At 59.3% G+C, this 19,814-nt stretch carries 12 protein-coding genes and 6 pseudogenes; 15 read left to right on the plus strand and 3 right to left on the minus strand.

Going from position 1 to position 19,814, the window contains the following annotated elements; genetic code table 11:
* Positions 1–162 precede the first annotated feature (162 nt).
* From QN219_RS32570 to QN219_RS32640, 15 genes and pseudogenes are all read left to right on the plus strand, one after another.
* A complete protein-coding gene (locus QN219_RS32570; protein WP_284004543.1) occupies positions 163–1,197 on the plus strand; it encodes an IS110 family transposase in 1,035 nt (344 codons plus the stop codon).
* 341 nt (positions 1,198–1,538) lie between these two features.
* Entirely contained in the window at positions 1,539–2,570 is a 1,032-nt protein-coding gene (locus QN219_RS32575; protein WP_284004545.1) for an IS110 family transposase, read from the plus strand.
* A 300-nt stretch (positions 2,571–2,870) separates the two neighbouring features.
* Positions 2,871–3,482, plus strand: a pseudogene (locus QN219_RS32580) (ISNCY family transposase); the annotation flags it as partial.
* Between the two features lie 82 nt (positions 3,483–3,564).
* Positions 3,565–4,728: an IS110 family transposase gene (locus QN219_RS32585; RefSeq protein WP_284004548.1), complete on the plus strand. Its 1,164-nt coding sequence runs from the start codon at positions 3,565–3,567 to the stop codon at positions 4,726–4,728.
* Between the two features lie 310 nt (positions 4,729–5,038).
* Positions 5,039–5,317, plus strand: a pseudogene (locus QN219_RS32590) (transposase); the annotation flags it as partial.
* A gap of 1,416 nt (positions 5,318–6,733) precedes the next feature.
* Positions 6,734–8,314 carry an ABC transporter substrate-binding protein gene (locus QN219_RS32595; protein ID WP_284004551.1) on the plus strand — a complete coding sequence of 527 codons (1,581 nt, stop codon included), beginning with the start codon at positions 6,734–6,736 and terminating at the stop codon, positions 8,312–8,314.
* 16 nt (positions 8,315–8,330) lie between these two features.
* Positions 8,331–9,290 carry an ABC transporter permease gene (locus QN219_RS32600; protein ID WP_284004553.1) on the plus strand — a complete coding sequence of 320 codons (960 nt, stop codon included), beginning with the start codon at positions 8,331–8,333 and terminating at the stop codon, positions 9,288–9,290.
* 12 nt (positions 9,291–9,302) lie between these two features.
* Positions 9,303–10,127 (plus strand): ABC transporter permease, encoded by an 825-nt coding sequence (locus tag QN219_RS32605; RefSeq protein ID WP_284004554.1) that lies wholly within the window; start codon positions 9,303–9,305, stop codon positions 10,125–10,127.
* A complete protein-coding gene (locus tag QN219_RS32610) occupies positions 10,120–11,757 on the plus strand; it encodes an ABC transporter ATP-binding protein (RefSeq protein ID WP_284004556.1) in 1,638 nt (545 codons plus the stop codon). Before QN219_RS32605 ends, QN219_RS32610 begins: the two co-directional genes overlap by 8 nt.
* Before the next feature lie 339 nt (positions 11,758–12,096).
* Positions 12,097–12,459 (plus strand): annotated as a pseudogene (locus QN219_RS32615) (transposase); the annotation flags it as partial.
* Positions 12,460–12,893: 434 nt separating this feature from the next.
* The gene (locus QN219_RS32620; RefSeq protein ID WP_284004558.1) at positions 12,894–13,805 is read left to right on the plus strand and encodes a dihydrodipicolinate synthase family protein; all 912 of its coding nucleotides are present in this window, start codon (positions 12,894–12,896) and stop codon (positions 13,803–13,805) included.
* On the plus strand, positions 13,793–13,996 hold the full coding sequence (locus tag QN219_RS32625; protein ID WP_284004559.1) for a hypothetical protein: 204 nt from the start codon (positions 13,793–13,795) through the stop codon (positions 13,994–13,996). The genes QN219_RS32620 and QN219_RS32625 overlap by 13 nt, the downstream gene beginning before the upstream one ends.
* A 430-nt stretch (positions 13,997–14,426) precedes the next feature.
* Positions 14,427–15,764 carry a D-serine ammonia-lyase gene (locus tag QN219_RS32630; RefSeq protein WP_284004561.1) on the plus strand — a complete coding sequence of 446 codons (1,338 nt, stop codon included), beginning with the start codon at positions 14,427–14,429 and terminating at the stop codon, positions 15,762–15,764.
* A 205-nt stretch (positions 15,765–15,969) separates the two neighbouring features.
* Positions 15,970–17,004, plus strand: coding sequence for a proline racemase family protein (locus QN219_RS32635; RefSeq protein ID WP_284004563.1), 1,035 nt, complete (start codon positions 15,970–15,972; stop codon positions 17,002–17,004).
* Between the two features lie 149 nt (positions 17,005–17,153).
* Complete coding sequence (locus QN219_RS32640) at positions 17,154–17,954, plus strand: GntR family transcriptional regulator (RefSeq protein WP_284004565.1); 801 nt, start codon at positions 17,154–17,156, stop codon at positions 17,952–17,954.
* A gap of 245 nt (positions 17,955–18,199) precedes the next feature.
* On the opposite strand, the pseudogene tnpC reads toward QN219_RS32640, so the two are convergent.
* The 3 pseudogenes from tnpC to QN219_RS32655 all read right to left on the minus strand — a co-directional run.
* A pseudogene (tnpC, locus tag QN219_RS32645) lies at positions 18,200–19,271 on the minus strand (IS66 family transposase); the annotation flags it as partial.
* 48 nt (positions 19,272–19,319) lie between these two features.
* A pseudogene (gene tnpB, locus QN219_RS32650) lies at positions 19,320–19,676 on the minus strand (IS66 family insertion sequence element accessory protein TnpB).
* A pseudogene (locus QN219_RS32655) lies at positions 19,673–19,814 on the minus strand (IS66 family insertion sequence element accessory protein TnpB); the annotation flags it as partial. The pseudogenes QN219_RS32655 and tnpB, both read right to left, overlap by 4 nt.

Consider the following 19,814-nt stretch of genomic DNA (forward strand, 5'->3'; position numbering starts at 1 on the left):
CGTGAGCCCGTATTTCCATCTACCGGGGAACAGCCACCTTCCAAAGCTTGATTGTTTTTCAGGGCGACTCGCTCCCGCGATTACCCCATGTGGACGGCTCCCAACGGCATCGCGATGTGCCAGAATGAGTTCGTTGAAAGCTCAATCGAGGGAAGACCGTCCGTGGAACAGATTATCCGAATTGGCATGGATACGTCAAAAAGCGTTTTCCAATTGCATGGCGTGAATGCAGCCGAGCTACCGATCCTGCGCAAGAAGCTCTCGCGGAGGGAGATGGTGAAATTCTTCGAGAAAGCGGCGCCTACCTCCATCGCACTCGAAGCCTGCGGAGGCGCTCATCATTGGGCGAGGTTATTAGCTTCCTTCGGGCACGAAGTGAAATTGATCGCGCCTCAGCTGGCGAAGCCGTATGTAAAACGCGGCAAGAATGACGCGGCGGATGCGGAAGCTTTGTGTGAGGCGATGAGCCGACCCACCATGCGGTTCGTTCCGGTGAAAACCGCCGACCAGCAGGCGGCATTGATGTTGGTCGGCGTGCGAGAGAGACTTATCCGTAATCGGACACAGCTCGCCAATGCCATTCGCGGTTTTGCCATGGAGTTCGGCATTGTCGCGGCCACGGGCATGTGCCGGATCGAACCGCTATTGGAGCGAATAGCCGCTGATCAATCCCTACCTGAACTAGCCCGCGAGCTTTTTGCCATGCATGGCGTTGAATATCGAGACTTGCTTGCCGAGACGAAAGCCGTCGAGGAAAAATTGGCTGCGTTGCATCGCTCCGATGAATGCAGCAGGCGCCTGGCCGAAATTCCGGGTGTTGGGCCGGTTGGCGCATCGCTCTTGATGATGAAAACCCCAGACCCTCGGATGTTTAAGTCCGGTCGAGATTTTGCCGCCTGGATCGGGCTGACGCCCAAAGACCATTCGACTGCCGGCAAGGTCAGGCTTGGGGTGATCACCCGTGCCGGCGATGAAATGCTACGGAGCACGTTGGTGGTTGGCGCAACTGCTATTCTTCAGCACGTCAGAGCAGGTCGAAGCAGACATGCTTCTCGATGGCTCACCGAACTCCTCCAACGGAAAAAACCGAAACTGGTTGCGGTGGCGCTCGCCAACAAGATCGCCCGTATCGCCTGGAAGCTCATGGTAAGCGGCGAAACGTATCGGCGGACAGAAGGACAAAACGCAGCAACATAAGAGATTGGCCACCACGGTGAGCACGATAAGGCTACCGTGTTTGAGCTAATGCTGTGAACTTGCAAGAGAAAGCAGATGGTGCGATCGATCGATCCAAGACGCGTGACACTCCGTCACCCCCAGTGGCCCTCCAAGGCCGTTGCCGTGTTAGGAACACGCGTTGCGGAAACCATCTTGGCCAGTGGTCATGTGCGACCACACACAAAGGCCGCACATATGGAAGCAAGCGATCCGATCAAAAATGTCTGCAAAAAAGCTTGCAAATGGGAGCCAATGGTATGGACCCGCGCCCTCGCGGCGAGGTGGAATCTCGAACGTCAACTGCGATGAAGGAGGATGTCATGCAGGTCGTTCGGATAGGTCTCGATTTGGCGAAGTATGTCTTCGAGGTTCACGGCGTCGACAAGCACGGGAATGTCGTTGTGCGAAAGAGGCTGCATCGCGATGCAGTGGCCCGCTTCTTCGCCAATTTGCCGGCGTGTCTGGTCGGCATGGAGGCTTCGAACGGGGCGCATTATTGGGCTCGCGTGCTCACCGAGCTTGGCCATCAGGTGCGGCTGATCAGCCCTCAGTTCGTGACGCCATACGTCAAGTCGAACAAGAACGACCGGAACGATGCAGAAGCCATCTGTGAAGCGGTCGGCCGGCCGTCCATGCGCTTCGTGCCGCCGAAATCCGTTGAACAGTTGGCCGTGCAGGCCGTCCATCGCATTCGCCGTCGCCTGGTATCGGATCGGGTCAAGCTGGTGAACCAGGTGCGCGGCCTTCTTGCCGAGCACGGCATCGTCATCCCGAGGGACATCACCCAGTTGCGACGTGGCCTCGCCGAGATCATGGCAGGCTGCGATGACGGCCTCAGCGAGCTGATGCGTTCTCTCATGAGGGATCTGCGGGAGGAATTGGCAGAACTGGATCGGCGAATTGCATCCCATGATCGCCGGATACGGGAAATCTTCCGCAACAGCGAGCCGTGCCAACGCCTCGGCAATATCGAAGGCATTGGGCCGATAACGGCGACGGCATTGATTGCAGCTGTCGGTGACAGAACCTGCTTCAAGAACGGCCGCCAGTTCGCGGCCTGGCTGGGCCTTGTGCCGAAGCAGCGATCAAGTGGAGGACGGGTCCGACTGTTCGGCATCAGCAAACGCGGCGACCGTTATTTGCGCACGCTGATGATCCACGGCGCTCGCGCCGCTCTCGGTCGCGCCGGCGGCAAACAGGATCCGCGGAGCCTCTGGCTCGGCAAGTTGCGGCAACGGCGGCACCCCAATGTCGCGGCGGTCGCGCTCGCCAACAAGAATGCGAGGATCGTCTGGTCGATGCTCTCGGGTAATGCGGCCTATCAACCGGACCTGTCGGTGAAAGCAGCCTGACGGTCCCGTCGAGAGCGAGAAGGAGGTCCCACCTCGGCAATTGCAGCAAAATGGCAGGAGATGGCGAAACGGTCACCCCGTCGCTTCCCGAACCTGGTGTGTGGACCGGCACGGCTTCGGCCGATGTCTGGGGGCCGATGTCTGGGGGCCGTTGAGGTGGAAGCGGGCGAAAACCCATCGAGGCTCGCGGCGCTGAACATCGAGCCGCATGAAGAAGCCGGATATACGTCAGCAGTTGTGACCATCAACCGGATTCAGCCAACCTGTTGCAATCGGGCGGGGTCCATATACGTCCACATATGGGGGTGGAACCCGAAGAAGTCGGTCTTGCACAAGACAATCAGCGCGATCCGGGCGCAAACCTTTGAAGAGATTAACCGGGTGCTGCTGGCGAGCGCCCGGCAGGAGAAACTGGAAAGCGGCAAGGTCGTGCGTGTGGACAGCACCGTTACCGCCGCATCGATCCATGAGCCGAGCGACAGCAGCCTGTTATGGGACGCTGTCCGGGTGATGGTGCGACTGTTGCAGCAGGCTGATGCACTGGGTCACGCCATCCCATGGCACGACCATCGTCGCGCGGCGAAGAAGCGGGCTCGAGCGATCGAATATACCCGCGGTCGCCCGAAACGAGTGAAGCACTACCGCGAACTGCTCAAGATCACGCGCACCACCTTGGGCTATCTGCAGCAGGCGAGTAGACAGTTGCTCCTCGCGACGGGCCCGGCGGTCGAACTCTGGCAGGCGCAAGTCTGCCGCTACAAGCCGCTAATCGAGCGGATCATTGCCCAGACCGAGCGGCGGGTCCTGGCCGGCGAGGCGGTGCCGGCTGGCGAGAAGCTGGCGAGCCTGTTCGAGCCGCATGTCGACATCATCGTCAAGGGCAGCCGCGACGTCGACTACGGCCACAAGATCCTATGAGGAGGGTGGATAGCGACCTGCGCTGTGGCAAAGGTGAGGTTGCTAAACCCTAGACACCTTATCTTGGAGGCCGAGCATGCCCGTTGCAGCACACCGACCCGATGCGTCGACCGCTATCCGCACTGATCTTGGCGCTATTTTCGTCTCGTTGGAACTCAGCCGTTCGAAATGGCTGATCACCTCGCTGTCGCCGGGCGCTGGCGAGAAGATGTCGAAACACGCGGTGGCGGCCGGCGACGTGGCCGGCATGCTGGCGCGGTTTGCCGAGCTCAACCGGAAGGCCGAGGCGCGGACCGGGAAATGCTTTCCGATCATCGTCATCCAAGAGGCCGGGCTCGACGGTTTCTGGATCCATAGGGTGCTGCAGGCCGAAGGAATCGAAAGCCACGTCGTCGATCCGGCCTCGATCGCCACTTCACGCCGGCGGCGCCGGGCAAAGACCGACAAGATCGACGGCGAGGCGCTGGTGCGCGCGCTGCTCGCCTATAAGAGGGGCGAGCCGCGCGTCTGCGCCATGCTGCGGGTGCCCACCCCCGAGGAAGAGGACCGTCGCCGCCTCTCGCGTGAGCGCAAAGCCTTGACGAACGAGCGGACCCGCCATGTCAACCGCATCAAGGGCCTGCTGTTTGCCCAGGGTGTCTCCGGCTACGAGCCGCTGCGGCGCGACCGGCGCAGGTGCCTTGAGGCGCTGAAGACCGGCGACGGGCGTCCGCTGCCGGACCATCTGAAGCAGCAGATTGACCGCGAACTCGATCGGTTGGAACTGCTGATGGAACAGATCAAGGCGGTCGAGGCCGAGCGCGACGCCATGCTTGCGACCGAGCAGAGTGCCTCGCCAACCCCGGCCATGCTGCTCGACCTGAAGGGCATCGGGCAGGAGTTTGCCGCCGTGCTGTGGACGGAAGGCCTGTCGCGGCACTACGACAACCGACGACAGCTGGCCGCCTATGCCGGCCTGGCGGCGACCCCCTGGCAAAGCGGCTCCGTCTCGCAGGACCAGGGCGTTTCGAAATCCGGCAATCCAAGGCTGCGAACGACGCTGATCCAGCTCGCCTGGCTATGGCTGCGGCATCAACCGCAATCGGCGCTCTCCTTGTGGTTCAAGGAGCGGGTGAAGCAGAACGGCGGGCGCCTCAAGAAGGCGACGATTGTGGCGCTCGCCCGCAAGCTACTCGTGGCGCTGTGGAAATACGTCAACGCCGGCGTCGTCATCGAGGGGGCGGTCATGAAGAGCGCCTGATGCAGCTTGCCGCTCACCCATAGACTGTGAGCTCAGCACTTCTTCCAGGGCCTGATCAGTCCTGGCGGATCTAGGTGGACGAACCGAAGATTGGGATGGCCTGAAATGCCCCGCCACAAGAATGGTCCCGTCCTCCTGAGCCCGTGCCCCGCCGCAAGCGGGATGTTGGTGCCGCTGTTTCGAGCAGCGACCGTATATAAGTTGGATCGGGCTCGGATAAACGGGCCGCGTCATGCCATCGGGCTCAGACCATGGATTCCGCAACACATCGAGAAGGTGAAGAAATGTTGCCCTGACACACCCGTTCCAGCTTGACCATCCTCATATAAACTCCACCGGCACAAGCGGACTGATCCTCGACCTTGTCATCGAACCGGGCAACCCGGCCGACAGCGAACGCCTGCTGCCGATGCTGGAACGCCACATCGCTTTTTACGGCGAGCCGCCGCGTCAGGCGGCGGCCGACGGCGGCTATGCCAGCCGCGAGAATCTGAGCGGAGCCAAAGCCTGCGGCATCCGCGACATGGCCTTCCACAAGAAGCGCGGTCTCAAGATCGAAGACATGGTCAGGAGCCGTTGGGTCTATCAAAACCCCACAAAAACAGGCGTTTATGGACGGGCACTAGCTAAGCTAAAACGATCTGCCCCATTGAGAAAACACGGATTTTCGCCGCCGTGGTTTTCACCATCTGCACACTACGAAGCGCTTCGCAATGTCCTTGAGAGCCTCTCGTGCACCTCAACCCCAAGAAACGAAATTAATTGGACAATCGGCTAGCGGCCTCAGGTGGCCCGCTTCCTTGCGGTACCAAAGTTCGCGGACTTCGTCCGGTTCGGGAGGGGGCCTACGCGCAGGATTTCGGGCCAGAGAGGCCACATTCCTATCATGTCCCATCACCAAACGACTTTGTAATGCTTGTCGCGCGCGATCACCGCCGGCCACGTCAATCTTGACGAAAGGTTTCACCTACCTTCCGGCGATTGGCTCTGGCTAGGCTGAGGCGGCCGTCAGGGTGTTTGCCGACAGGAAAGTTGCAAAGGCCTTCAATGGGCGCGGTACCGAGGCCACTGGAGACTCCTACGTCTGCGACGCCATGGGCGGTCGCGAGCGGCTGGCGCATGCCGCGTGAGGGCTAGAGAGCAAAGACAACTCGCTCCTCCGTGTCATCACGAGTGTGAGCACTACTAGCCCACCTCGTCTTTGCCGATTGAGACCGTGAGATAAGCTCCTTCATGGACAGGAGGGGAACAGGATGGTTGGAGATCGCGCTGGTGCCGTGCCATGGATGAAGCCAAGCATAATGGAGGCTACCGGCGGATCGAGGTGATTACCGTTCGATGCCAGCGACGAATTGGACCGACGAAGAGAAGACACGGATCCTTGTCGAAAGCGCAGAACCCGACGTGAACATTTCGGCCGCCGCCCGGCGCTGGGCGTCAATCGCGGTTTGCTGAAATGTCTGGCCCCGCGAAGCCGGGCTGACCTCCCGACGATCCGAGCAAGCCTGCTCACAGCCGGTCATGTTCGTGCCGGTGACAGTGGTTGGAGAACGAACGCCTCACCAGCGCGCGTCACTTAGACTGGTCTCAAAAAACAGTTGACAAGTCGCGACAAAATGTCGACAATACGCATATGTGAGACGTTCCATATGAGCAAAGGAAACTATGTGCAGGCCGTTGACACGGGAATGTGTGGCTCAACGCACCAGGCGAGCCTGTGCTACCCCGTTGGTCCCTGCTGGGTGAACGGCGCCAGGCTTCGGCGGGCGCGCGCAAACGAATCCGCTCTTCCCCAGCCCATCTAAGGTCGAGAATGCTCGGAAGTCGAGGCGATTCGAATGGAGCCGTCGATGTCGGCATCAGCATTGGGGGCGCCGCTTATACTGAGAGCGATTTACGAGTGATCGAGGGCGGTCACAGTCATCGAGAGCGGTGACGCGGCCAGTTTGCGCGGATCATAAAACGAACCAGCAGCCATAAAGGCGTGGACGAAAGGGGAACTACAATGAATGAGGAAATGCTTTATCTCAGCGAGTGGGTCGCGAAAGGCAAACTGTCCCGACGCGCGTTCTTAGGACGGGCCGCAGCGCTCGGTGTAAGCGCGGCTTTGGCGAACAACTTCCTTGCCGCCGCCGCGAGAGCCGAGGGACCTGTCAAGGGCGGCTTGCTTAAAGCGGGGGTGCAGGGTGCATCGGCTGCGGATAGTCTCGATCCTGCGACTGTATCGGGCTCTGCTCCCGTTCTCTTTTGCCGCCAGTGGGGCGAACAACTCGTCCAACTCGACGCACATGGTGAACTTCAGCCGGGGCTTGCCGAGGAGTGGGGTTCTTCTGAGGGTGCCAAGGTCTGGACGTTCAAGATCCGCAAGGGTGTGCAGTTCCACAATGGCAAGGAAATGACGCCGGCCGACGTGGCGGCCACCATGGAGCGCCACTCCGACGCCAACTCGAAGTCGGTTGCGCTTGGAATCATGCAGGGCATCGACAAGATTGCCGTGAACGGTCAGAACGTGGTCTTCACACTCAAGGAACCCAATGTCGACCTGCCGTTCCTTATGGACGACTATCACCTGATGATCCAACCGAACGGCGGAAAGGATAACCCAACTGAAGGCGTCGGGACCGGCCCCTACAAGGTCACGGTCAACGAAGCGGGCGTCCGCCTCGGGGGCGAAAGGTTCGCTGGTTACTGGCGCGACGACCGCGGCTTTGCCGACCAGATCGAAATCATCGTGATCAACGATGACACCGCCCGCATAACGGCGCTGCAGAGCGGTCAGGTGCATATGATCAACCGCGTCCCACCGAAGGTTGTCGAGCTTATCAAGCGCGTTCCGGGCGTCACGATCCAGAATGTCTCCGGTCGCGGCCACTATATCTTCGTCGTCCAATGCGATACGCCGCCTTTCGACAACAACGACCTGCGACTCGCGCTGAAATACGCCGTCGACCGCGAGGAGATGGTCCAGAAGATCCTGATGGGTTATGGCACTGTTGGAAACGACACGCCGATCAACGCGCCTTATCCGCTGTTTACCGAGATGGAGCAGCGTAAGTACGATCCAGACAAGGCGGCTTTCCACTACAAGAAGTCAGGCCATTCGGGCTCGATCCTGCTTCACACCTCCGAAGCTGCTTTTCCAGGCGCCACAGAGGCGGCCCAGCTCTATCAGCAGAGCGCAGCCAAGGCGGGGATTACGATGGAAGTCAAGCGCGAGCCGAGCGATGGCTATTGGTCAGCAGTCGCGAACATGCCCTTCTCGGCTTCCTATTGGGGCGGTCGTCCGACCCAGGACCAAATGTATTCCACCGTTTACTATTCCAAGGCGGGCTTAAACGAAACTCACTTCTTCAACGACAAGTTCGACCAGATGCTGCTCCAGGCACGCGCCGAACTCGATGCCGACAAGCGCAAGAAGCTCTATGCCGACATGGGCCAAATCGTCCGCGACGAAGGCGGCGTGATCGCGCCAATGTTTAATAACTTCATCGACGCGACCGGTCCACACGTCGGCGGCTGGCAGGAAGACCCCAACCAGGAAATCATGGGCGGCTACGCGCTGTCCAAGTGCTGGCTCCAGGCCTGATATAGGCCGTGCGCCCATGTCTTCTCCGATCGTGAAGCTTATTGCCCAGCGCGTTGCGCTGGGTATCCTGCTGTTGCTGGCCGTGTCGGTGCTGATCTTCGTCGGCACCAACCTCCTGCCCGGCGACGTCGCGCAATCCATTCTCGGCCAAGCGGCGACGCCGGTGGCGCTCGAGAATCTCAGAAAGGAAATGGGTCTCAACGATCCGGCCTATGTCAGATACTTCCACTGGCTATTCGGAATCCTACAGGGCGACCTGGGCACCGCGCTCACCAGTAGGCTCGATGTCGCCACCTCCATTAAGGAGCGGTTGTGGAACACGCTGTTCCTCGCCTTCTGGGCGGCGATCATCTCCGTGCCGCTCGCGATCATCCTCGGCCTGCTTGCGGTGCGCTATCGCAATGGGCCGATCGACAAGCTGATTTCCGGCTTTGCGCTGGCCTCGACCTCGCTGCCGGAATTCTTCATCGGCTATCTGCTGGTCTTCATCTTCGCCGTCACCTTCCCAATCTTACCGGGGATCTCGACAGTCCATGAAGGCATGCCGTTCCTCGAAAAGATGAAGGCGATCGCGTTGCCCTGTACCGCGCTGACGCTGGGCGTGTTGGCGCATATGATGCGCATGACGCGTGCCGCGATCCTCAACGTCATGCAGTCGGCCTATATCGAAACTGCCGAACTCAAGGGCCTCAGCGCCTTCGAGATCATCCGCAAGCACGCTTTCCCCAACGCCATCGCGCCGATCATCAACGTCGTCACGATTAATCTGGCCTTCCTAGTGGTGGGCGTGGTCGTGGTCGAGGTAATCTTCGTCTATCCCGGCATGGGACAATATCTCGTCGATCATGTCGCCAAGCGCGACGTGCCAGTAGTGCAGGCCGTCGGCCTCATCTTCGCGGCGGTCTACATCTTCCTCAATGTCGTGGCCGACGTGGCGTCCATTCTCGCCAATCCGCGCCTCCGGCATCCGAAGTGAGAGAGTGCGCCCATGCTAAGACGCATTCCCACCGGCGCGCTGATCGGCTTGATCATCACAGCCCTGTTCTTCCTCGTGGCGATCTTCGCCCATGTCGTCGCGCCCTATGGCCTCGGTGAGATCGCTGGCGGCGTGTGGGAGCCGATGTCGGCAAAGTTCCTCTTTGGCACCGACAATCTCGGCCGCGACCTGCTGTCGCGGATGATCCATGGCGCACAGACCACGATCCTGATCGCGGTTCTCGCGACGCTGCTATCCTTCTGCATGGGCGCGATCCTCGGCTTCACCGCCGCAGTGGTCGGCGGCTGGTTCGACACGCTGATGTCGCGCTTCGTCGACTTGCTCATGGCGATCCCGACGCTGATCTTTGGGCTGGTGGTGCTCTCCGTGCTGCCATCGACTCTTGCCACGTTGATCATCGTCATGGGCGTGCTCGATTCCACCCGCGTCTATCGCCTGTCGCGGGCGGTGGCGGTCGACCTCAATGTCATGGATTTCGTCGAGGCAGCCAAGCTGCGTGGCGAGAGCAAATGGTGGGTGATCTTTGCCGAGATCCTTCCCAACGCGCTGTCGCCGCTGGTGTCGGAATTCGGCCTGCGCTTCATCTATGCGGTGCTGTTCCTCTCGGCGCTCTCCTTCCTCGGCCTCGGCGTGCAGCCGCCGGAAGCCGATTGGGGTGGCATGGTCAAGGAGAACAAGGACGGGATCATCTTCGGCATTCCGGCCGCGCTGATCCCGGCCGCGGCGATCGCGGTGCTGGCCATCTCCGTCAACCTCGTCGCGGACTGGATCCTGAACCGCACGACCGATCTCAAGGGAGGGCGCGGCAATGGCTGAGACGCTGCTCGACATCAAAAATCTCCGCATCGAGGCGACGACCTATACGCCCGGCGAGAAGCCGAGGACGATCACCATCGTCGACGACGTGTCGCTGACGCTGGAGAAGGGCAAGGTACTCGGCCTGATCGGCGAATCCGGCGCCGGCAAATCCACCGTCGGCCTGTCGCCGATGTGCTACGGCCGCGGCGGCGTGAGCATCACCGGCGGCGAGGTCATCCTCAACGGTCGGGATATCCTCAAGCAGGGCAAGAACGGCATCCGCAAGCTGCGCGGCCACGAAGTCTGCTATGTCGCGCAATCGGCGGCAGCGGCCTTTAATCCGGTTCAGCGGCTGATGGACCAGGTTGTCGAGGCCTGCCTCACGCACGGTGTCGCCAACCGCGTGGAGGCAGAGCGGCGGGCCGTTTCGCTGTTCACGAAGCTCAGCCTTCCCGACCCTGATAACATCGGCAAGCGGTATCCGCACCAAGTCTCGGGCGGCCAGCTGCAGCGCGTGATGACCGCGATGGCGCTCTGCCCAGAGCCCGATTTGATCATTTTCGACGAGCCAACCACCGCGCTCGACGTGACGACGCAGATCGACGTGCTCGCAGCTATCAAGGAAGCGATCCACGCCACCGGTGTCGCCGCGCTTTACATCACCCATGACCTCGCGGTCGTGGCCCAGGTCGCCGACGACATCATGGTGTTGCGTCACGGCAAGATGGTCGAGAAAGGCACAACACAGCAGATCATCAAGGAACCCAGGGAGAGCTATACCCAGGCGTTGGTCTCGGTGCATCACATTGAGCATCAGGAGAAACAGCCGACGCCGAAGCCGATCCTGTCGGTGAAGAATGTCACGGCCGCCTATGGCAATGGCATCGTCAAGGTGCTGAAGAATGTGTCGGTTGACATCCATCCCGGCCAGACATTGGCGGTCGTGGGCGAATCCGGCTCGGGCAAGTCGACCCTTGCCCGCGCCATTACCGGCCTCCTGCCGCCGCAGCAGGGCGAGGTGATCTTCGACGGCCGCAAGCTCTCCAACAAGCTTGCCGACCGGACCAAGGAAGACCTTCGCCAGTTGCAGATGATCTACCAGATGGCCGACGTGGCGATGAACCCGCGCCACACCGTCGGCACCATCATCGGCCGGCCGCTGACCTTCTATTTCGGCCTGCGCGGCGCCGAGCGCGATAGGCGGGTGAAGGAGTTGCTCGAGGAAATCGAGATGGGCACCGGCTTCATCGACCGTTATCCCGCCGAACTGTCGGGCGGCCAGAAACAGCGCGTATGCATCGCCCGGGCGCTTGCGGCCAAGCCGAAGCTGATCATCTGCGACGAGGTGACCTCGGCACTCGACCCGCTGGTGGCGAACGGCATCCTCAAGCTCTTGCTCAATCTCCAAGAGATCGAACAGGTCGCCTATCTCTTCATCACCCATGACATCGCCACGGTGAAGTCGATCGCCGATTCCATTGCTGTTATGTATCGCGGCGAAGTGGCGCGCTATGGGGCGAAGAGCCAGGTGCTGACGCCGCAGTTCGACGACTATACCGACCTGCTTTTGTCGTCCGTCCCCGCGTTGGAGCTCGGCTGGCTTGAAAAGGCAATTGCCGGGCGGAAGATGGCGGGCGCGGGGAACTAAATTAGCAAACTTCAGATCGGCGTAACGCAATCCAAATTCACAGTGTTCCCCTGCGCGTGTATACCCGCACACCGCGCACGGTTGCCCGGGCTATGGCCGGGCGCCCCTTTTCCAGACATTCAAGCGTTCGACTGACTTCATCGGGCATTGTCGCCACAAACGCTGTTGGCGCAAACGCCAACAAGGGTTACAACAAATGTGGAACGGCTGCGCGGCAGGCGCGCTCCCAGCGCACGTCCACCTCCGCCCTTGACCAGCTATCATACAAACGCCAGCGAAACCGGTCAGGCGGCGCGCCCCTTCCGCACACGACTTCACGTGATCGACGAAGACGGCTAGTCGCGCCGCCGGCGCGTCGTCGCCAAGGCCGAACGGACAACGCAGAGCGCCAATCGGCGCTTCATCGCTTCATCGTCACCTCGTCGCGCAAGCGCGACCTTTATGCAGACAGCACCAGCGCTCACACCATGCGTGACAATCAGCTCCGGCTGTGGTTCGCCTCGTTGGTCTGCACCTGTCGCCTCCTCGTCTCGCCCGCTCCCGGCTCGCCGACGCGACCTGCGGCACGATCCGCCTGAAACTCCTGAAGATCGGCGCGAACGTCCGCGTCTTGGTCCGTCGCATCAAGGTGGCGATGGCCTGGGTCCATCCTATGCTGCGGAATTTGCCCTGGCCCATGCTCGGATAGGCGCGGCCCGGTGATGCCGCCGGACTCGAACCCTTCCCGCCAACGACAGACGAAACATCGCCGGCCCAGACAAATGCCGTACAACGCGACAACGGCCACTCGCGTCCTCGGTGTCAAGCGCCCACGACAGCCGACAGCGCCAATCAATACCAGAGCCGCAGTGAGAACTGCAGGCTAGCGCGTCGGCCCGAAAATCGGAATCGATTTTCGGAAAGCACGATGCGTAGATTCAAATTGTTACAGCGTCCTTTGCGCGTCTGAAAAGACGCGCGGCGCTGTAGCTCAACAAAGGCCGCTGAGATCCGCAAAGTTGGGATTGGCGACTTGATTGGCCAGTGTCCGTTCACTGGCGGACCGACAGATATTCGTTGACAAATCGTTCTCGCGACAATATGTCGACAACAGGCGGTACGGCGGTGTACCTCGTTCTCAATGCAGGGAGATTTCAATGCAGATACCTCAACTAAGCGGCATACTCACGGCCCTCGCTACCCCCTATCACAATGATGGACTTGTAGACCTGAAAGCTTTGGACAAGCTGGTCGAGTTCCTTGTTTCCAACGGCGTGCATGCACTTGTTCCAGGCGGCTCAACTGGCGAGTACTACTCCCAGACAGTGGAGGAGCGAAAAGCCGTTCTGACGCGGGTGGCCGAGGTCGTGCAGGGAAGCGTTCCGCTGTATGTCGGTAGTAACAGCATGCGGCCCGAAGAGACGATTGAACTCGCCAAGTTCGCCGAGGGTCTAGGCTATGGGGCGCAACTGCTCGCTGCTCCGCCTTACTCCCTGCCGGGCAAATCGGAACTCATCGCGCATTTCCGCAATATCGCCGAAAGGACGTCGTTGCCCATCATTCTCTACAATTTCCCCGCACGAACCGGCGTCGACATGGACAAAGAGTTCCTGGAAGGTGTCCTCGACATCAAAAAGATCTTTGCCATCAAGGAATCGAGTGGTTCAATTTCCCGCTATTACGAGCACATGCTCCTCTATCCCGAGCTGCAACGCGTCTGTGGCTTTGACGACCAGGTGTTGGACCAGTTTCTTTGGGGTACGCGCTCATGGATCGCGGGGGCGTCCAACTTCCTGCCGGCGGAGCATGTCGCCCTCTACAATACATGCGTGAAGAAGGAAGACTTCTTGCTTGGGCGCAAGTTGATGAAGTTGATGATGCCCTTGATCTATCTGCTCGAAAATGGTGGGAAATTTAACCAGTATATCAAATATGGTGCTTCCCTCGCCGGTGTTCCGATCGGCGATGTCCGGGCCCCGCTGATCGGACTCTCCGATGCTGAGCGCTTAGAATTTCGCACTCTCTACGAAGACCTCAAGTCGCAAAATATCGCCTCGTGGGTGAATTGATCGACTGGAAATCTGTCAAGGAGACAGATGTGGTTGCCCACATCAAAATCCCCGTCGCTTTTGAGACCTGTCCCTTCACCAACGGCGACTATCGTAACACGGAACGCGGCGAATCGTTTGCGACGCTCAACGCAGTGAGTGGCAATGAACTGGCGCAGGTCTCTTCGGTCGCTGAGGTTGATATTGATTAAGCCGTCGCCCCCGGGCGCGTATTTGAAAGTGGGTCGTGGTCGCGCCAATCGCCGCGCGACTCCAAAAAGACGCTGCTGCGCTTTGCCGACCCGACCGAAAAAAACGTCGAAAGAGCTTGCGCTACGCTTGACTGCGGGAGGCCTCTTAACGATTCCCGCAACGTCGATTTTCCTGCCAGTATCGAGACGATGCGATGGGATGCCGAGGCGACAGATAAGTTTTATGACCAAGTGTCGAAGGCGATTTCGCGGTCCGAGTTGGTGGATATGGAATCGGGATTTGGTGGAAAGGACAAAGGCTCTTTGGTCGCTCACGACCAGTACACTGAGACGTAATCAATCCGGGTGCAGCTCCGGTAGCCGCCACACCGGAATGTGTTGATTGCATAGGATATGACCAGAATCAAAGCACTCTCGCAGGAGACACCTTATGATTGACGACACCGGGCAGAACGAGGACAGGCTTTTCGCCCAGCTGGCGGCGGAGTCTCAGATCTTGTGGATCAACCCGGCTCTTTCAACATCACATGATGTCACGGCGTATAAAAAAGACATCGCCGATGCACGGCGTCGTTTGCACAACGCCCACTATCATCTTCAGCGCTCTTTCCCGGGGACGCGTGCTCTGTCCAAAGTCGTGGAGTCCCCGCTCTTCTCGGCCGAAGACCTTGCCAAGTGCTGGGACATTCCGCGGTGGCTTGTCAAGGCGGACCATTGCTTGCCAATCGCCGGGTCGATCAAGGCGCGTGGAGGGTTTAATGAGGTGCTTGCCTTTGCAGAGAGCGTGGCGACGGAGAACGGCTTGCCACCGCCGTCGTCCGGAATGCCGAACTACACGCACCCGGACGCGCGTCGTCTCTTTTCACACTATTCGGTTGTCGTTGGTAGCACGGGTAATCTCGGACTGAGCATTGGGATGATCGCCTCAAGCCTTGGCTTCCGCACCGCCGTGCATATGTCGCGCGATGCCAAGAGCTGGAAGAAGGATCTCCTCCGCGAAAAGGGCGTCGAGGTGATCGAGCATGCAGGTGACTACTCTGTAGCAGTTGAGCAGGGGCGCGAGAGCGCAAAATCCGATCCGAAATGCCACTTTGTCGACGACGAGCATTCTGTAAACCTATTTGCCGGCTACGGCGCTGCCGCGGCCGAATTGGCTTCGCAGCTTGAGCAACTGCAGGTGGTTGTCGATGACGATCATCCGCTCTTTGTCTACGTGCCTTGCGGCGTCGGAGGCGCGCCCGGGGGGATCACATATGGACTGAAGGCGCTTTTCGGCAGGAACGTGCATTGCTTTTGGGCAGAACCGTCGGCCTCTCCTTGCATGCTTCTTCAGTTGCTGTCGGGCGTTCACCGTCCGGTCTCCGTTTACGAGATCGGTCTCGACAATGTGACTGAGGCCGACGGACTAGCCGTCGGCCGAGCTTCTCCATTCGTAGCACCCCTAATGGCGGACCTAGTCTCAGGTATTTACACTGCCAACGATGGACAGATGCTGGACATGATGCTGTCCGTACGGGAGACCGAGAGCATGCAAGTAGAGCCATCTGCCGCCATTTCTTTCTTTGGGCCACTTTTCCTAACCGCGAGCGACGCGGGACGTAGGTATTGCCGGGTGCAAGGGATCGGCCGAACATTTCGGCACGCAACGCATGTTTCTTGGACGACGGGTGGTTCCCTAGTACCCGTTGCCGAATGGGGGCCCCTGTATGAACGGGCGAAAGCCTTTCGCGGTCAGGCAAAGGCGCTGGCAAACGGGTGGAACCGGTGAGACGTGTTGCACTGGTTGGCGAAGCGCCCGGACGGGCCATAAGTATCAGCCCACAGTAACGCCGAATGCAGAACGATCAGTTCTCAATGCAGCCTGTGTATATGAAATGGATAGTCGGCCGATAAAAAATGTTATTCGATCGACTCGGAGCCGTTGCTCAGTGTTCAAATGAACGTCCGAATATTCGCCAGATTAGGAATATGCTATGCGCTGGACAAAAACCATCACAATGGTCGAGGCACATGCTGAAGGAGAGGTGGGTCGCATCGTGACCGGAGGAGTTATAGATCTTCCCGGCAAGACGATTGCCGACAAGCTGATCTATATTAATAGAACCGACGATTCTCTGCGTAAATTCTTAGTGAATGAGCCACGCGGCTGTGCTCAGATGAGCACTAATCTACTTCTACGGCCATGCGATCCGACAGCCGACGCGGCTTTCATAATTCTCCAAGGGGACAAGGCTCATGCAATGTCTGGTTCGAACAGCATCTGTCTTGTCACAGTGCTGCTCGAGACCGGAATGCTGGAGATGCGACAACCGGAAACTGTCGTCATTCTCGAAACCGCCGCTGGGTTGGTTAAAGCCACTGCCGCCTGCTCTGATGGCAAGTGCCAGCGCGTCACTCTTGACATGCCGCCATCGTTTCCCCTGCTCATGGACGTCACCGTCGACGTAGCGGGGCTCGGGAAAGTGGTAGTTGACATCAGTTTCGGTGGGATTTTCTACGGGTTGATTGATCCAGCGCAATTCGATCTTGAGTTGACCGCTCAGAACGCCCGAAAGCTGGTCGATATTGGATGTAGAGTTCAACGGGCGATCGGTGAGCAGCTCGAAGTCCGCCACCCTGAAATAAGCGCCCTCAACGGCCTGTCATATACAATGTTCGTGGGCACTGATGCCGAGGGACGGATGAAGGGCGTTACTGTTCAGGCGCCTGGCCGCGTGGATCGCTCTCCGTGCGGTACCGGCAACAGTGCGCGGCTGGCTGTTATGCATGCCCGTGGACAGTTTGAGATAGGCGAAACACGGGTGGCGCGCTCAATCATAGACAGTGAATTCCAGGTGTCGATTGTTGGAGATACCCTGGTCGGGGAAAGGACGGCAATCTTGCCTCGTATTTCTGGGCGAGGGTGGGTCCACGGCATTCATCAAATTGGCGTGGATCCCAGCGATCCTTATCAACTCGGATATATGGTTGCGGATTGCTGGGGCGAAGCTTTCGACCTGCTGCGTTGACGCAAAGGGCGCGAGCCTGCTTCTGCTTCATTTAGCAGGGTCGATTGGCTTGGTTGAGGAACTGTTAAGTCAATGCTGCGTGAATGTTGTCGATCTTAACCCACATTGCTAGTAATAGAATGCGACAATCATTAATAGCGCGCGAGGCGATGCCGATCGACATGGGCAACGGTGCTGTCGCGGTTACTCTAGAGCGAGGATTGCAGATTACCATGCCAGCAAAAGGAACGGTACCGAGTAACGAGACCACCCTTCCTCGAGAAATCTCGAGCACACGCGTCTATACCGAACTGCGTCACGACATTCTAAGCATGGCCCTGCCTCCTAGCGCCCCATTGGACGAGGTAGGGCTGGGAAATCGCTTTCAACTTTCGCGCTCGCCTATTCGAGAGGCTCTGGTGCGCCTCGCTAGCGAGGGTCTGGTCATTATGGCTCAGAACCGAAGTACAATTGTTGCGCCGCTCGACTTCCGTAGCGTGCCAGAATACCTAGATGCTCTCGACCTTTTGCAGCGCGCGACCCACCGCTCAGCTGCCATTTGTCGGTCAGAGCGCGATATAAAGGAGATCGACGCCACGCTCCGGATATACGAAAAGAAAGCTAAGCTTAGCTTCGATACTCGCGACTGGTTGCCGATGATTGAAGGCAATTACGATTTCCATTTACGGATCGCACAAGCCGGCCGCAATCAGTACTTTGCGGGATTCTATAAGCGCATCTTGGAAGAGGGGCGACGAATGCTTTATTTTCACAGTGAGTTTCTGTTTGCAAGCCTCGGTTCCCCAGTTGAGCGGTTCAACCAGCACCACCGAGAGATGGTCGAAGCAATCCGTGAGCAAAACGCAGATGAGGCCGAGCGTCTCGCCCAAGAGCATGCAAAACAGTTTAAGGCGGACTTCCTGGATTACATGGAGCGGAGCATAATTTCGAAAATGAAAGTTGCCATGTGAAAGGAAGCGGTGCCCGCAATTGCTGCGTGTGAGCAAAGAACGGGAATGGCGTGTGTGTCAGTGATTTGAAGGATGGTGACGTTGCGGCGTGAAGGCTCAGTGGTCAGCATAGTTGTATTCGGTCTTCGATAGAATTGTGACCGCTTGTGGCGCACACACCCTTTGCGTTCCGGTCAAATCGGGGCCGCGTATCACTCGAGGCGGAAGCTGTTTATGATTATACTTATACGATGTCTGGAATCGAACTGGGCAATCCTGGCAAGGATCGACAGCGCCTCCGCGGAGCCGGTCAGTTTGACGACATCGACGAACTTGCGCCGCGCATGGGCAAGGCAGAACGCCAGCCGCATGGGGGCGACATTGCTCTTCCCCCGGCGCTTGGCCAAAGTTTTATAGGCTTGGTATCCGTCAACCTGCAGCGCGCCGGTAAACGACGACAATTGTCCCTCGATCTCGCGAGCGCTGCGGCTTTCGACAAAGATATAGGCCACCGCCGGCGGCGCCGGGCCATTCCAGAGTCGGTCGTCGATCGCTTGCGCCCAGAGTTGGCAGAGCTTGGTGCGTTTGCGTCCCGGATCGAGCCGCGGAAGCGGGGTCTCATCACAAAATACCCTCGGCTGGGAGCGGATGAAGGCGGTGAGCGCATCATAGAGAAGCTCGAGCCACCAGGCGATCCGCGTCACCCAGGCTCCAAGCGTGCCGCGATCGAGGATCACGCCGCAAGAGGCAAGCATCTGGGCCTGGCGATGCAGCGGCAGATGCCAAGCGAACTTCGAAACGGCGACATGGGCAGCGAATGCCGTGGTCACCATGCCGCCATCCATTACGCGCGCCGGCGCCGGAGCCTGCACAATAACGCTCTCGTAGGCCCGGCATGCATAGCGCGGCCGGATCGTCCGTTTGACCCGGACGACCGCCGGCACGATGTCCAGCGCTTCGCTGACATCCGTGCCGATGCAATGAAGCTCGAACGAGCAGCACGGGCAAACCCTGCTCTCCGGCTCGATAACCTCTAGCGGGGAAGGTGCTTGGGCAAACGGCCGATATTGCGGGACGGCGATCGTCGAACCTGCGGTGTCCCCTCGGTGACGGGCGCAACATCGTCATTGGCAGCTTCGGGAATGTCGCTGAGGTCGCCAAGCTCGAGCGTCGCCTGCGTCGGGTCGATCGTCGTCATTTTCTCCGACTTCGCCCCAAAGAGCTGCTGCTCCAGGAAGGCAACGCGCGCTTTGAGATCGACATTCTCCTCGTCGAGCGAGAGAAGATCCGGGTTAATTGCGCAGCATCCTGAGGCAAAGGGGTGGGTCGAAGCGGCATGCCGGACCCTAGCACATGATCCTGAATCTGCGAGCAAAACCAATAGGATCAGCCTGCTTTTGAGGGCCTCCTCACCGCGTTTCGTTTGACGCGCGTCCAGTCAATGCCGGCCAGCAAAAGCGAGAACTCCTGGCTACTCATCTGCATCGCGCCATCGCGGATCGGCGGCCAAACGAACTTGCCCGCCTCCAACCATTTCGTCGCCAGGATCATGCCTGATCCGTCTCAATAAATGCAGCGAAGTCGATCGAGACGCTTGGCGCGGAACACGAACACGTCGCCACAATAGGGATCGGCCGCAAGCGCTGACGCCACCAGCGCAACAAGGCCATTCATGCCGCGCCGGAAGTCGACAGGCTGCGTCGCCACCATGATCTTCACGCCATTCGGCGAAAGTCCGATCACCGGCGTCCTCGCAACGCCGCCACCATCGCCTGCGCCAATTCGGGCGCCACCGAGCCGATCACGGTCATGCGCGCGCCGGCAATCTCGATCTCAATACGACCCGCGGCATGGTGGGCGACATCCGACGGCGCGCTCTCG

The sequence above is a fragment of the Sinorhizobium sp. 8-89 genome, from assembly GCF_030124325.1.
Classification (GTDB): domain Bacteria; phylum Pseudomonadota; class Alphaproteobacteria; order Rhizobiales; family Rhizobiaceae; genus Sinorhizobium.